The organism is Brevibacillus sp. SAFN-007a (assembly GCF_051967035.1).
Classification (GTDB): Bacteria; Bacillota; Bacilli; order Brevibacillales; family Brevibacillaceae; genus Brevibacillus.
Window position 1 is genome coordinate 21292 of record NZ_JBQCKK010000015.1, and the last position, 14196, is coordinate 35487.

At 54.4% G+C, this 14196-nt stretch carries 15 protein-coding genes and 1 other RNA gene; 15 read left to right on the top strand and 1 reads right to left on the bottom strand.

Going from position 1 to position 14196, the window contains the following annotated elements; genetic code table 11:
• The first annotated feature begins 2 nt into the window (after positions 1-2).
• The 10 genes from ACTHO6_RS15530 (at position 3) to ACTHO6_RS15575 (ending at position 9240) form a co-directional block, all read left to right on the top strand.
• Positions 3-662, top strand: coding sequence for a DedA family protein (locus ACTHO6_RS15530; RefSeq protein ID WP_440242694.1), 660 nt, complete (start codon positions 3-5; stop codon positions 660-662).
• 280 nt (positions 663-942) lie between these two features.
• Positions 943-2709, top strand: coding sequence for an HD domain-containing phosphohydrolase (locus ACTHO6_RS15535; RefSeq protein ID WP_440242695.1), 1767 nt, complete (start codon positions 943-945; stop codon positions 2707-2709).
• Between the two features lie 55 nt (positions 2710-2764).
• Positions 2765-3029, top strand: an RNA gene (ffs, locus tag ACTHO6_RS15540) — signal recognition particle sRNA large type.
• A gap of 233 nt (positions 3030-3262) precedes the next feature.
• Positions 3263-4693 (top strand): PAS domain-containing sensor histidine kinase, encoded by a 1431-nt coding sequence (locus tag ACTHO6_RS15545; protein ID WP_440242696.1) that lies wholly within the window; start codon positions 3263-3265, stop codon positions 4691-4693.
• 129 nt (positions 4694-4822) lie between these two features.
• A complete protein-coding gene (dnaX, locus tag ACTHO6_RS15550; protein WP_440242697.1) occupies positions 4823-6526 on the top strand; it encodes a DNA polymerase III subunit gamma/tau in 1704 nt (567 codons plus the stop codon).
• A gap of 43 nt (positions 6527-6569) precedes the next feature.
• The gene (locus ACTHO6_RS15555) at positions 6570-6881 is read left to right on the top strand and encodes a YbaB/EbfC family nucleoid-associated protein (RefSeq protein WP_440242757.1); all 312 of its coding nucleotides are present in this window, start codon (positions 6570-6572) and stop codon (positions 6879-6881) included.
• Between the two features lie 27 nt (positions 6882-6908).
• A complete protein-coding gene (gene recR / locus ACTHO6_RS15560) occupies positions 6909-7505 on the top strand; it encodes a recombination mediator RecR (protein WP_440242698.1) in 597 nt (198 codons plus the stop codon).
• A gap of 234 nt (positions 7506-7739) precedes the next feature.
• Positions 7740-8714 carry a lysostaphin resistance A-like protein gene (locus ACTHO6_RS15565; protein ID WP_440242699.1) on the top strand — a complete coding sequence of 325 codons (975 nt, stop codon included), beginning with the start codon at positions 7740-7742 and terminating at the stop codon, positions 8712-8714.
• Positions 8715-8728: 14 nt separating this feature from the next.
• Positions 8729-8959 (top strand): DUF2508 family protein, encoded by a 231-nt coding sequence (locus ACTHO6_RS15570; protein ID WP_440242700.1) that lies wholly within the window; start codon positions 8729-8731, stop codon positions 8957-8959.
• A gap of 11 nt (positions 8960-8970) precedes the next feature.
• Positions 8971-9240: a pro-sigmaK processing inhibitor BofA family protein gene (locus ACTHO6_RS15575; protein ID WP_440242701.1), complete on the top strand. Its 270-nt coding sequence runs from the start codon at positions 8971-8973 to the stop codon at positions 9238-9240.
• A 7-nt stretch (positions 9241-9247) separates the two neighbouring features.
• Here the strand turns inward: ACTHO6_RS15575 and ACTHO6_RS15580 are convergent, their stop codons facing one another.
• The gene (locus tag ACTHO6_RS15580) at positions 9248-9775 is read right to left on the bottom strand and encodes a hypothetical protein (RefSeq protein WP_440242702.1); all 528 of its coding nucleotides are present in this window, start codon (positions 9773-9775) and stop codon (positions 9248-9250) included.
• Positions 9776-10103: 328 nt separating this feature from the next.
• Between ACTHO6_RS15580 and ACTHO6_RS15585 the strand changes: the two genes are divergently transcribed.
• The 5 genes from ACTHO6_RS15585 (at position 10104) to ACTHO6_RS15605 (ending at position 14111) form a co-directional block, all read left to right on the top strand.
• Positions 10104-11120: a hypothetical protein gene (locus ACTHO6_RS15585; RefSeq protein ID WP_440242703.1), complete on the top strand. Its 1017-nt coding sequence runs from the start codon at positions 10104-10106 to the stop codon at positions 11118-11120.
• Between the two features lie 60 nt (positions 11121-11180).
• Positions 11181-11363 carry a sigma factor G inhibitor Gin gene (locus ACTHO6_RS15590; protein ID WP_005830511.1) on the top strand — a complete coding sequence of 61 codons (183 nt, stop codon included), beginning with the start codon at positions 11181-11183 and terminating at the stop codon, positions 11361-11363.
• Between the two features lie 126 nt (positions 11364-11489).
• The gene (locus ACTHO6_RS15595) at positions 11490-12962 is read left to right on the top strand and encodes an aminotransferase class I/II-fold pyridoxal phosphate-dependent enzyme (RefSeq protein ID WP_440242704.1); all 1473 of its coding nucleotides are present in this window, start codon (positions 11490-11492) and stop codon (positions 12960-12962) included.
• Positions 12963-13009: 47 nt separating this feature from the next.
• Positions 13010-13651: a dTMP kinase gene (gene tmk, locus ACTHO6_RS15600; RefSeq protein ID WP_440242705.1), complete on the top strand. Its 642-nt coding sequence runs from the start codon at positions 13010-13012 to the stop codon at positions 13649-13651.
• A 130-nt stretch (positions 13652-13781) separates the two neighbouring features.
• Entirely contained in the window at positions 13782-14111 is a 330-nt protein-coding gene (locus tag ACTHO6_RS15605) for a cyclic-di-AMP receptor (RefSeq protein ID WP_440242706.1), read from the top strand.
• The last annotated feature ends 85 nt before the right edge of the window (positions 14112-14196 follow it).

The window sequence follows — 14196 nt, forward strand, 5'->3', positions numbered from 1 at the left end:
CGATGATTGTGGATATGCTGACCGAATCGGTTGGTCAGTTTGGGTATTTGGCTCTGTTTTTCCTGTTATGGCTGGGAATTGTCGGGATGCCGATCCCGGATGAAGCGATTGTCCTGTCTGCGGGCGTGTTGACCTCGCTTGGGATCCTGCATGTTTTTCCGGCATTTGTAGCGACTTATCTGGGGGTCGTCTCCGGTCTGTCGCTCGGATACGTGCTGGGCAGATGGCTCGGTGCCCCGGTGCTGAACTGGCTCGGCAAGAAAAAGGGCATGAACCGGTACGTCGATCGGGCGCAAGCGCTACTGGATCGGTACGGCAGCTACGCCTTGTGCATTAGCTACTTTTTGCCTGTCGTCCGGCATGTGGTTCCGTATCTGGTGGGGATCGGAAAGATGACGTTTCGCCGTTACGCCCTGTTTTCCTACACGACCGGGCTTGTCTGGACACTGATTTTGTTTTTCGCCGGCAACCTGATGGGCAACAACGTCGAACGACTTCATGCCGTTGTGGGCATGCTCAATCAAACGCTCGTCGTCGTCGCGGCGGGGCTTGTGATTCTGGCCGCGATCAGCTATTACGGATATACGGTATGGAAAAGACAAAGGAACCAGGTTCCAAATACAGCCTCGCTGACGATGGAACGAGAGAGCAGCGAACGATGAAACCCGTCCCGTGCAGAATTTTTCTGCCGAAGGACGGGTTTTTTGTCTACGCAGGAGGAGGATAGCGTACGCATTTCCCGGCAGGATTGGGAGAAGCCTGCCACTTGCAGTTTCGATAGGCGAGCAAAATCGCTATTTTCCGCTGTTTGTCTAAAGAGAGGAAGCCAGATATGGTAAAACAAAGGTTTACGTTTTGTCCTAGTGCGGTAATAGGGATAAGGATACAAAAGAAGCATATCGAACGGCAGAAGCGATCAACCAGGAGAAAAGGGGGAGGCTTGTGTTATTGAAGTTGAAAGACCGATTATTTGCAACCTTTTTATTGCTGAGCCTGTTCCCCATCCTGCTCATCTGCTTTCTCTTCTATCAGGAGGCGCAGAAGGCGGTTTTCGAACAATACGAGACAAGCATGGGGGGGCATCTTGATTCTGTTGACAGGCGGCTGAATACGCTTTTTCAGACGATCCAACACGACATGAATCAGCTGGCAAACGATCCGGTCTTGCGATTGTCAATGCCCAAGTCCCGGGAGGATCGACTGGACCCTCTCGCCGCAAGCGAGTGGGAAGCTCAACAAAGCAAGATACGGTATGCCTTCGCCCATTTCACCTACTTTCGCGATCTGATTCGCAATGTGCATTTTTTGCGCGATGATGGGCAGGTCATCTCCTGGCGGCAGGATGGCCGGGAAGAGACGCAACGGTCGCTGAAGCTGCAAAAAGAGCCGTGGGGGACCGGAGACAGCCGGATTTGGCTGTTCAGTCGCACGGATGCAAACGCAGACCCGAAATCGTTGTTTTTTTCGCAGCGAGTGGAAGGTCACGGCGATGCCTTATCTGGTCTGTTGCTGGTAGAGATGAACCTGGACGAGTTGGCCCAGTGGGCGAACAACAGCCCGATTGCCAAGTACAACAACCTGATGGTGTTGCTGCCTTCCGGAAAAATCCTGATTCACCCTGACAGGGAGATGATCGGGAAAAGTATTTTCGCTGTGTCCAAATACGACAATCTGCACAAGCGCGTAATCGCTTCGGAAGAGAAAAAAGTAGTCTCTGTCCCTATCGTGAACGAGAGTGTTTATGCGTACCATCAGACTTCGCCAACGAGCGGGATCACCTATGTGGAATGGCTGCCCGATCAAGATATCGCCAATCGGCTGGAACGGATGAAAATGATTTTGTGGGGGACGATCTGCCTGGTGGTGATCTTCTCCGGTTACGTGGCGCACCGCATTTCCCGCTGGATCGGCAAGCCAATCTACACGCTGGTGGACGCTACCGATGCGTTGGTAAAAGGCGATTTTTCCATACGCGTCCCGATTGAAGGCATGCAAGAGATTACGTTCCTGGAAAAAAAGTTCAACATGATGGCCGCCCAGATGCAGTCGCTGATCGAACGGGAGCGGGAATATTCCCAAAAAGGGCTGGATCAGATTGTCCGCAGCTTTTATCTGGCGGTGGAGATGAAGGACCCTTATACGGCCGGGCACACAGAGAGAGTCACCCACTATGCACTAATCATTTACGATCATATGAAGGACAGGGAGCAGCTTGGATTTACCCGTGATGATTTGCGCTATGCCGGTCTGATGCACGATATTGGCAAAGTGGCGATTCCCGATCACGTGCTATTGAAGTCCGGCAAGCTCACCTTCGAGGAGTACGAATTCATGAAGCGGCATCCTTCGATTGGGGCCGATATCGTCGAGCAGATTGAGAGTCTGGCCCATGTCAGTCCGGGCATCCGGCATCATCATGAGCGCTGGGATGGAAAAGGCTATCCCCACCAGTTGAAGGGGGAAATGATCCCGCTGATTGGTCGAATTCTGGCAGTCGCGGATACGTTTGATGCGATGACCTCGACGCGTTCCTACCGTCATGCCATGTCGGCAAAAGAGGCATATGAGGAAATCATGCGCTGCAAAGGAACCCAGTTCGATCCGGCCATCGTCGCCATTTTTCAAAGGGCCTATCTGAGCGGGGCCATTCAGGTGCCAGAGACGACCGACTCCAGGGACCGTATGGGAAAAGAAAATACCGCGACCTAGCATTGGATGGCTTTTCACCTTGCTATCCGCTCGTATCTTTGGTATTCTAATCGTACCGTGCTAGACGGGGAGGTTGCGGTGCCCTGTAACCTGCAATCCGCAACAGCAGGGTTGAATTCCTATCCTAGGTTTTCTTATGTGAGGCTGCCTTATGGCGGCGGTGTTGAGGGGCGGGTCCTGTGCAACGCGAACCCATGAACCTGGTCAGGTCCGGAAGGAAGCAGCCATAAGTGGATCATCGCGTGTGCCGCAGGGTGGCCTGCCCTGAGCTGCGGCCATAAGTAACGCTTGGATAAGAATTATCGAAGATAGGTGCACGGTACCTACATGAAATACTCACGCATGTTTCCGGATCGGAAGCATGCTTTTTTATTTGCCGATCGATATATTTTTTGTTGGAATTTGACGAGCACTAGCGAAACATTTCTCCGGTCAGTTGTGCCTTCGAGGGCAGGTGTTGCGCTTTTTTTCACGAAGTTTCATATATAGTTGAGAAAAAATGCCATGGGTTTCTTTGTTCATGAAGTACGTCATAGGCCAGGAGGGACAAGCTGTGAGTGCACCTTTTTCGTTACATCTCGTTGGCTCGTCCGGACGATTGCAGCGGTTCATGCATCAACTGCCTACTGCCGTTTTATTGGTGAATCAATCGGGTAGTATCGTGGAAGTAAACGAACAACTGCTTCGTGTTACCGGATATTCACGCGATCAGCTCATCAAGCAGCCCGTAGCGACCATCCTCCCCTACCAAGGTTCCATGGAGCAGTTGTATGAGGAGCTTTTGCAAAAAGAAGAGGAAACGGGAGCGAATGTGGAAGTAGAATGGCGCGACAAACAGGGGAAAAGCAGGAAGACGCCTGTGATGATACTGGTTCAGCAAGCAGAGAATCCCTTGTATTTGGTTCACTTTTTCCAATTGGCGAAAGAAACCGATCAGGTCCTGTCTCAGCGGCTCATGACCAAGCTGACCTACGATACCAGCATGGGGTTGTTTATTCTCGATGAGCATGCGCGTATTATCGAGGCCAGCCAGACAGCCTGCAAGCTTTTGGGAATGGAGCGGCTCCATGTCATCAACAAGCACGTCGATGAAGTATTCAGCGGGATTCCCGAGCCGCATCGGCTGATTAAAAAGGAGCTTCTGGAAGGCGTGAAGCTGCAAAATGTCGCGACGTCCTGGACGAATGACAATCAGCGCTATGAGCTGATCGTCGACGCCCATACGCTACAGGATGAGTCAGGCAAAACCGTCGGAGCCTTTATCCTGTTTAAAGACATTACCAACCTGCGTTCCTTTGAGCAAAAAATCGAGCGGAACGAGCGATTGGCGATGATCGGGCAGATCGCCGCCGGCACCGCCCATGAGATTCGCAATCCGTTGACCTCCATCAAAGGTTTTTTGCAGATGTTTCTCAAGTCGTTTACCGACAGCGGCATGGATCGGGAAAAGACGTATACAGAAATCATGCTGACGGAAATCAATCGGATCAATTCGCTAGTCAGCGAGTTTTTGCTGCTGAGCAAACCGCGCGATATTCAATATGCGATGGTCGACCTCAATACGGTTTTTGACGAAATCATGCCAATCGTCGAGTCGCAGGCTCTCTTGTACGGAATCGAAGTCCGGTTCACCTCTCGCGGCAAGTTGCCGATGGTAGTGGGCGATACCGAGCTGCTCAAGCAAGTATTCATCAACATATGCAAAAACGGAATCGAAGCGATGGGCGAGCAGGGAACCTTGCACATTTCCCATCATCTCGACCAGGACGGAGACAGGATGAGCATCGACATCCACGATACAGGGCCAGGGATTCCGCTCTACATTATCGACAAAATTTTCGATCCGTTTTTTACGACAAAAGAAGAAGGGACAGGGCTTGGCTTGTCTGTCTGCCAAAAAATCATTCACGACATCGGCGGTCAGATTCGTGTGTCGTCCAAAGGGTATGGGACGACCTTTCATATCATGCTGCCGTATCTGTAAAGGTCCTGTTCCCGCAAAAGCGTCCCGTACACTGGTGAACGGGGCGTTTTCTTTGTGCGAACGATACCAATCGTGTATAATAAATAAGATATGGATGAGGACTGTGCAGATGGGGAGTGTCACACGAACATGGCTTATACCGCGCTATACCGCGTATACCGGCCGCAGACGTTTCAGGATGTAGTCGGACAAGAACATGTGACGATAACCTTGCGTAATGCGTTACGCGAAAATAGGCTTTCTCATGCCTATTTGTTCAACGGTCCCCGAGGTACGGGCAAGACAAGTGCGGCCAAAATTATGGCGAAGGCAGTGAACTGCGAGCAGCCGATGGATGGCGAGCCTTGTAATCAATGCGAGACATGCAAAGCGATCACCACTGGTTCTGTAACGGATGTGCTGGAGATCGACGCCGCCTCCAACCGCGGGGTCGAGGAAATCCGGGATATTCGCGATAAGGTGAAGTTTGCTCCGAGCGACGTCAGGTACAAGGTGTACATCATTGACGAGGTGCATATGCTGACGACAGAGGCATTCAACGCCCTGTTGAAAACGCTGGAGGAGCCGCCTTCCCACGTCCTCTTTATTTTGGCGACGACAGAGCCGCACAAGCTGCCGGCGACGATTATCTCCCGCTGCCAGCGCTTCGATTTTCACCGGATTCCGTTAAAAGTGATGGTCAATCTCCTGCAGCGGATTTGCGAGTCGCAAGGAGTCAAGGTCGAAGAGCAGGCCTTGCAGCTGGTGGCCAAGATGGCAGAGGGCGGGGCACGTGACGCGCTGAGCTTGCTGGACCAGGCAATCAGCTACAGCAAGGACGAGGTTCGCGCCAGCGATATCATGCAGATTACGGGTACGGTGGCCCAATCGTATTTTTCCGTCCTCGCGCGATCGATTGCCCAAAACGATGTTGCACAGGTGATGGAGCAATTTGATCGGGTCATGGTGCAAGGAAAAGACCCGGAGCAGTTTCTGCACGATTTTCTCTACTATTATCGCGACATGCTGTTGCTCAAGACAGCTCCCCAACTGGAGGAGATTATCGAGCGAACCATGATCGACGACCAGTTTCAGGAGGTTGCCAAGCTGTATTCCTTGCCAGCGCTGTATGCGGCGATCGAGACGTGCAACCAGGCGCTGTCCCAGTTAAAATGGTCGACGTATGCGCGGGTTCTCGTGGAGCTGACATTGGTGAAGCTGTGCCAGCCAAACGCCCAGGTAGCGGCGGCAAGCGGAACGGCGCCAGCGGTCAGCAGCGAGGAGCTGACAGCCATGGCAACGCGGCTCAGCGCCTTGGAGCAGCGGCTGAATCAGGTGCTGCAAGGTCAAGTCAGCCTGCCTGTTCAGCAAAGGGCCGAAGAGCCGCGCAAAAGCGAGCCGAGACGCGTGTTGGCCGCGGCAGCAGGCAGTTCGCGAACGCCGCTCAATCGCGTCAGGGAAGTGGCCAAGGCGCTGGATGAGAATTTGACCAGACAGGTTCGGGGGCAGTGGAGCCAGATTTTAACCGAGCTGAAAAAGATCAAAATCCAGTATCAGGCGTGGCTGGTCAACGGTCAGCCTGTGGCTGCCGGGAACGATGCGGTTATCGTCACTTTTTCCAGCGCGATCCATTGTGAGAAAACGATGGAGCCTGAGTTGAAGGGCGTCGTGGAGCGGGTCATGTCTACGGTACTGGGCAGGCCGTTGCAGCTGTTATCGGTCATGGAGGAAGAGTGGCAAGGCATTGATCAGCAGGCGGGACAAAAGGAAGACCCGGTCACAGAGCAGGAAGATCCGTTCCTGGCAGAGGCGATCAGGCTTGTAGGGGAAGAACTCATAGAAGTAAAAGACTAGCCAGTCAAAACGTATGTATAGGGAGGATACCTGAATGAAAAACATGCAGCAAATGCAACAAATGATGAAGCAAGTGAAGAAAATGCAGGAAGAAATGCAAAAAACGCAAGAAGCGCTGAAGGACAAAATCGTGGAAGGTTCTGCAGGCGGCGGCGCGGTCATCGTCAAGGCCGATGGACACAAGCAAGTCAAAGACATCGTCATCAAGCCGGAAGTCGTTGACCCGGAAGATGTGGAAATGCTGCAAGATCTGGTGCTGACAGCCGTGAATGACGCCCTGCGCAAAGCCGATGAAATGATGGCCAAAGAAATGGGCAAATTCACCGGAGGCATGAACATCCCGGGCCTGTTCTAAATTCGGGCAGGAAAAGAGGTATTCGCGATGTTCTATCCAGAACCGGTCTCCAAGCTGATCGAAGGCTTTATGAAACTGCCCGGCATTGGTCCCAAGACCGCTGGGCGGCTTGCTTTTTTTGTACTGAACATGAAAGAAGACGACGTGCTCGATCTGGCAAAGGCGTTGGTCAACGCCAAGCGTCAGCTTCACTATTGCTCGGTCTGCAACAACATTACCGACATTGACCCGTGCCACATTTGCCGGGACAAGCGCCGCGACGGCTCGATCATTTGCGTGGTCCAGGAACCGCGCGATGTCGTGGCGATGGAAAAGACGAAAGAGTTCGAAGGCTATTATCACGTGCTGCACGGCGCAATCTCCCCGATGGACGGCATCGGCCCGGAGGATATCCGCATTCCTGATCTGCTGAAGCGCCTGGGCGATGAACAGGTGAAGGAAGTGATCCTCGCCACCAATCCGAACATCGAAGGGGAGGCCACGGCGATGTACATCTCGCGGCTCATCAAGCCGTTCGGAATTCGCGTAACGCGAATCGCCCACGGCTTGCCGGTAGGCGGAGACCTGGAATACGCGGACGAGGTTACCTTGAGCAAAGCGTTGGAAGGCAGGCGCGATCTATAAGGAAAAAGAAGACGGGGGAACTGCCTGTCTTTTTTTCGTTTGGGCGAGAAAGGGCACCTTGCCGGGTATTCGCATGGCGCTGACGATTCAGGCGCCGCAGCAGATTCGTTTTGATACGGGCAAAAGCATGGGTGCGTATCTGGGAGTCTGCTGCCTGTACATTCAAGAAATCGCAGGAAGAAGGCGGACTTTTTTGCGTGGACGAGACATAGAGTGAAGTAGGAGCGTGAGGAAATGCTGACAGGACCAGGACCGTCGCTTGCGAGTTGGGCTGGGCGACAAAAGTCTACGCCGTGGGCGATCATGCTGTTTATCGGGTATTGGCTGATGTTTGCGGCCGAGTTTTCCATGATTCGCTTTTCTCGCGGAGAGGACGGCAGGTGGATTGCTTCCACGACAGACCAGCCGGAGACATGGGTAGGGCTGCTTGTTTTTGGGGTCGCCGTGCTTAGCCTCATCGCAGCCGTCGGCTTTCTTTACGGCCTCGCGCGCGAAAGCAGGCAGACGCTGTGGCTGTGGGGAAATAACGGGCTGACAGGCAACGATGTGGTGCACATTGTAGCGTGGATGCACGTGTTTCAGACGGTTGTGCTGATCGTGTACGGCTTCCTGCTGGAAGACTCGCTATTTGCTGTCGGAACGGTTGCGGGCACATTGGAGTCGGCTGTCTTTCAATTGTTTCTGCTCATCCTGATCCCGCTGTGGTTTCGCGGGCGACTCGGGGAAATCGGGGTGTGCCGTCCCGTTCGGATCAAGCAAATGCTCGTCTTGCTGCTGGCGCTGTTCCTGATGATTGTGCTGTTGCTGGACGTGCTGGTGACCAATCCGCTGGCTGACTGGCTCGGACTCTCGCTGTCTTCGGAGAGAGAGCAGCAGATTGAAAAGGAGATTGTTTCGGCCAAGGATACCGATATGCTGGCGGCGCTGGCTTCGCTTGTGGTCATCGGAATCATGGTGCCGATCGCAGAGGAAATGTTGTTTCGCGGTGTCATCCAGACTTATCTGGTTCGGCGCGTGGGAGCAGTCGCAGGCATTGTCCTCAGCAGCTTCTGGTTTGCTCTTTTGCATATGGACGTGGCGTTGTTTGCGCCGCTGTTTGTGATCGGGCTCTTGCTGGGCTTTGTCCGGCACCGCTACCAGTCGATCTGGGGAGCGATCTTGCTGCATGCGGTGAACAATATGACGGGAGTTTTGTATTATTTCCACTAAAGGAGGGTCTACAGGTGAGCAGGTGGGGGAAAAAGGAGCGGGTTGTCATCGACTGGGATGCCGAAAGTCTGGATGTAGCCGTGAATCAGGCCCGTGAGGATTGGCAGCATGCCCGCCATCTCGTCGAAGTCAGCGAACCGGATGGCGGTTTGGAGGATGCTATTTACTATTTGCACGTTACGGAAAAGCGGTATATGTATTTGCTGGCGCAGGCAAAACGAGAGCGGCATCGCAAGCACGCGTAGGAGGGGCGTTCATGGCTACAGGCTGGATCATCGCGCTATTTATTGTCGGGATTTTGCTTATGATAGCGGCAAGCAAGTCTGGCACCAATCCGATCAGATGGATCGGATTTGGAGTCATGCAAGTCGTCATTGGCGCCATTCTGCTGTTTTTTACCAATCTGGTTGGCGAGCTGGCCAGCTTCCACATTCCGATCAACCCGGTCACCGCTTTGGTCGCCGGATTTCTCCGCCTGCCAGGACTTGCTGCCTTGATCGCCATTAAGCTGTGGATCATGTCTTGACGATTGGTTACCCATCTGTTTGTAAAAAGGCAACGCCGCGGTACTCGTATTTGACCCGGCTTCCGCTGGGCTGGCGATACGAAGCGGCCAGAGCCAGCATACGCGGCAGCGCTACGATGACGACACCGCCCAGCAAAGTCAGTCCATAGCCGGCCGAAAGCCATACGTACGCCCCGGCCGCAATGAGGGCGCTGCCGAACAGCACCGTGTATTCGCTGGCCCGATAAACGGACAGCGGGACGGGAAGCGAATACCCTGCCCCCCACCAGGGAGAGACGAGCATGTCGGCGGTTGTTCGTGGCTTGTGCGCGCGCAGTCGGGCGAAAAGCCGAAAAATGAGCAGGTGGCAGATCGGAATAACGGGCAGGATCGCCAGCGTGACGACGAGCGAGGCGACGGGAACCTGCAACAGCGTGGAGCTGCCGATCAGGGACAGGCCGATCAACAAGAGCTGAAACAAGTACCCGGTCAGCCCCCAGCGAAAACGGTAGAGCAGCTTGTAGCTGTAAAATGTGTGCGGGGCATGTCCTTTCATGAAAACGTCACTTCCTTTGCGGACTGGTTGTCGAAACGAGTATGGATGTCGCGATCGCGATCACGCTGGTTTTCTGTTCTGTTCATCATTATCGCACAGTCGCAAATCTTGAGAAAGCCAATCCCTTATACGGACAAGCCGTTGGTCCATTGCCGGACTGGCGGCTTTTTTGGTCGACGCCTGTACAGAAAGCTTTGGGCGAACGGAGCCGATTCTGTGATGGGCAAGCGGTTTATGGGAACGATAAAAAAGGAATGAAATGGGATCGGCCGTGATGGGGCACGAAAGAGGCGGCAAAGCATGTCGCCAAGGCAGAGGAGGAGGACAATTGCGCCAGCAGCGTTTGACGTTATGGGCTGCTTCTGAGCAAATCGTATACCGATGGGGCGATTCGCTCAAAGAATGCGGAATCGATTTGGTCGTCGCGAACACGGGGATATCCACGACAGGGGCGGACGGACTTCTGCTGACGAGAAATGGCGATGACGGTCACCTGCGGGAAATCTACAGAAGCGGCTTGCGTCAGGAAGACAGCGCCGTTTTGCTGCTTGTCTTTGGGGAGGACGTGCCCTATGCTTGGGCAGATGAGCTGGCGACAGCGTGTGAGAGTAGCCAGCTGCCGTGCGAAGTGGTGCGGATGAGCCTGTGGTCGGGAAAAGAACGGGTGCTGCTTGGAGGCGATCCGGCCGGCCAGCGGCTGCGTTTTCTTCGCCGACTCCTCGCTGAACACGGTAAAATCTCCATGGTGTGCAGCCGACGGGAAATCGATGAAGCGATTCGCCAACTCCCCCGTTACCTGGCATGGAAGGAGCAGTTTTATTGGGAGATGGGCGAGGTGTGTGACGCCCAAGGCGTATCGCTCATGCAGGTGTCCCGGGCGTTGGGGCTGGATACGCGCATCGGCCAGGGCTGGCTCGTTTCCGGGTGTCAGGATCATTCGCTTGTCCGTGCGTGGCTCCTGCGGGAGTGCCAGCACGTCCTGCAAAAAGCGAACATAGAACGAATCGCGCTGATCGGCCCGGAAGACTTGTGGGACAAAATGCCCCAAGGCTGGCTGGCTGGTAGGGAGATTGCTGTCTACACGGGGAAGGACAAGCCCAACCCGAACGAGGCTCGCCCGGATTGGATCCGTTGCGATTCCTGGAAGGTTGCTGTGCAGGATGCCGATTTGCTGGTGGTCGGTGCCGAGCTGGGGGTGGTTGCCGAGCTTTCCTTGCAAGAGCTGGCACGTACGATGCGGCAATCCCTGATTATTGATGCCGCCTCCTGTTTTCCCGCCCAAGAAGCCCGGCTCTTCTGCCAAGGGTACCGAGCTGTCGGCGAAAAGACGAACGTTTGGGAATGACGTGGCTTATAATGGGGTATAATGGTTGGTAGATTGAGGAAAAGGGCAGGCGTTTTCACTATGGAAAAAGTTGCTCAGCGATGTATCGTCTGTGAACAGGAGCAGAATGACGGAATCGCCATTTGCGAGCAGTTTATTTGTCAGAAATGCGAACAGGAAATGGTCAATACCGACGTCCAGGACGAGAAGTATCCGTTTTTTATCCACCAGATGAGACGTATTTGGCTGCGAAAAGATGCGTGACGGAAAAAGGCATCGGCATTCCCGGTGTCTTTTTTCATGGCCAAAAAGCTTGGCGAAATTCCGTTATTCCCTTGTCAAATCGTGCTAAAATAATGAGGAATTCATGACAAAGGACGTGAGTCGCGCGTGCTTACGAGAAATGCTGAATTTCGGGAGCGGCAAAAGCGTGCGCCCCTGTATGAACAGCTGGAGCGGCACGCGAGGCATCGCCCGCATCCGTTTCATGTGCCGGGTCACAAGATGGGGCACAGCTTTGACAGCTACGCCAAGCAGCGGTTTCAAGCCATACTGGAGCTTGATCTGACAGAGATCAGCGGAACCGACGACCTGCACCAGCCCCAGGGCGTGATTGCAGAAGCCCAGGCATTGGCTGCGGAGGCTTTTGCGGCCGAAGAGACGAGATTTTTGATTGGCGGCAGCACAGTGGGCAATATCGCCCTCATCCTGACGGTCTGCCGACCCGGAGATAAGATATTGGTACAACGCAACTGCCATAAATCCGTGTTTCACGGAATCATCCTGGCAAGGGCGACGCCTGTATTTTTGGTGCCTGCCGTTGATTTGGCAACAGGTGTGGCGGCTGGCGTCAGACGCGAGGATGTGGAGCGGGCCCTGCAAGCGCATCCGGATGCCAAGGCAGTATTTGTAACGAATCCTACGTACTACGGGATGGGCATCGACCTGGCGAAAATGGCGGCAACTGTGCATCGGCATGACATCCCGCTTTTGGTAGACGAAGCGCATGGAGCGCACTTTGGCTTCCATTCGGCGTTTCCCCGCTCGGCGATGCAGTCGGGGGCGGACGCGGCCGTACAGTCCACGCATAAAATGACTGCGGCCATGACGATGTCCTCCATGCTGCATGTGCAGGGTGGACGAATCGACCGGGAGCGGCTGTCTCGGCATCTTGCCATGCTTCAGTCGTCCAGCCCGTCGTATGTATTGATGGCTTCGCTTGATCTGGCCAGACGCCATCTGGCGCTGGAGGCTCATGAGGAGTGGGAGCGATTGCTGCCGCTGTTGGACAAGCTGCGGGAGCGAACGGCCAAGATGGAATGGCTGGAGTGGCCGCAGCCCAGCGCAAGCCGGGTGTACACGACGTTTGATCCGTTGAAGCTGTTTTTGCATGTGCGAACCAGACAGATAAGTGGGTTTGCTTTGCAGGAACAAATGGAAAAACATGGTATTTTTCCAGAGTTGGCCGACGAGTCGCACGTGCTGTTGGCTGCGTCTGCGGGAACCTCTCAACGGGATCTGGATGCGCTCGCCCGCTTGCTGGAATCGATCTCGCCCGAGGGAAAGCAGGAAGAAGAGCGGATTCTGTTGCACGGCGTTGTCTCTTCGCATTATGTGCGGAAGCAGGCGGTGCCGATGCACGAGGCTGTCGACCTTCCGCGGGAGACCATTTTGCTGGAGCAGGCGTTGGGACGAGTGGCGGCGGAGATGGTCATTCCTTATCCGCCAGGCATTCCGGTATTGGTGCCGGGAGAGCGCATGGATGAGGAAAGCTTGGCGATGCTTGCGGAGCTTCGCAGGGGGCATACCCGGTTTCACGGGGTGCAGGATGACCGGCTGCTCACAATCCAGGTAGTGCGCTAATCAAAGATGGGAAGCATGTGGCCTGTTACAGCAGGTGCGGAAGGAGTATGGAAGTGACAACAGGACAAAAAGGCCGATTGATTACAATAGAAGGCGGCGAAGGAGCGGGCAAGTCGACCGTCGTCGCGAGGCTGTACGAGGAGCTGCGCGCCCGCGGAGTAGACGTATTGTTGACGCGGGAGCCGGGCGGTATTGATATTGCGGAGAAAATCCGGGAAATTATCCTGAATCCGGCGCATACCCAGATGGACGAGAGGACGGAAGCGCTGCTGTATGCTGCCGCGAGGCGCCAGCATTTGGCGGAAAAAGTGCTGCCGGCTCTCGCGGCTGGCAAGCTCGTGCTGTGCGACCGTTTCATCGACAGCAGCCTGGCCTATCAGGGCCATGCACGGGGGCTTGGCATCGAGGCGGTGTACGAGATCAATCGCTTTGCCGTCGGCGATTGCATGCCAGAGCTGACGCTGTTTTTTGACGTGAAGCCCGAGACGGGGCTTGCGCGGATCAACAAAGCGCGCGGGAGGGAAGTCAACCGTCTCGATCTGGAAGACATCCGCTTCCACCGCCTGGTCCGGGAAGGGTATCAACTGGTCATGGAAAGAGAGCCGGCGCGTTTTGTCGTCATTGATGCCGAGCAGCCGCTGGAGCAGGTGTATGAGTCGGCATTGCGTGCCTTGCTTGCCCGATTGTAAGGTTCGCTACCGCATGGACAGGTACATACTGTATAATATAGATAGGCGATATATCGTACCAAGCTTACGTGTTTTTCATACAATGAAGCAAACCGTGCGGGATTGATTCTAGCGGAAAGGGTGATAGCCGATGAAAATGGTAGTTGCGGTCGTCCAGGACAAAGATAGTGGTCGTCTGTCTCAACAGCTGGTGAAAAAAGGCTTTCGCGCGACGAAGCTCGCCAGTACCGGCAGCTTTTTGCGAGCTGGCAACACAACGTTTTTGATCGGTACGTCTGACGAAAGCGTGCCGGAAGTCATCGACATCATTGCGCACCACTGCAAATCCCGCAAACAAATGGTCACGCCCGTTTCCCCTCTCAGCAATGCGGTGGATTCGTTCATGCCGTATCCGGTGGAAGTGCAGGTGGGCGGAGCGGCTGTATTTGTACTCGACGTTGGAGAGTTCCACTCGTTTTGATTTCGATGTAATGGGGCGCAGTTGTCATTCTGCGATGAATCCTTTTTCCCACTACAGGTTCCTGCTCTCTTTTTTCGCTGCTTTG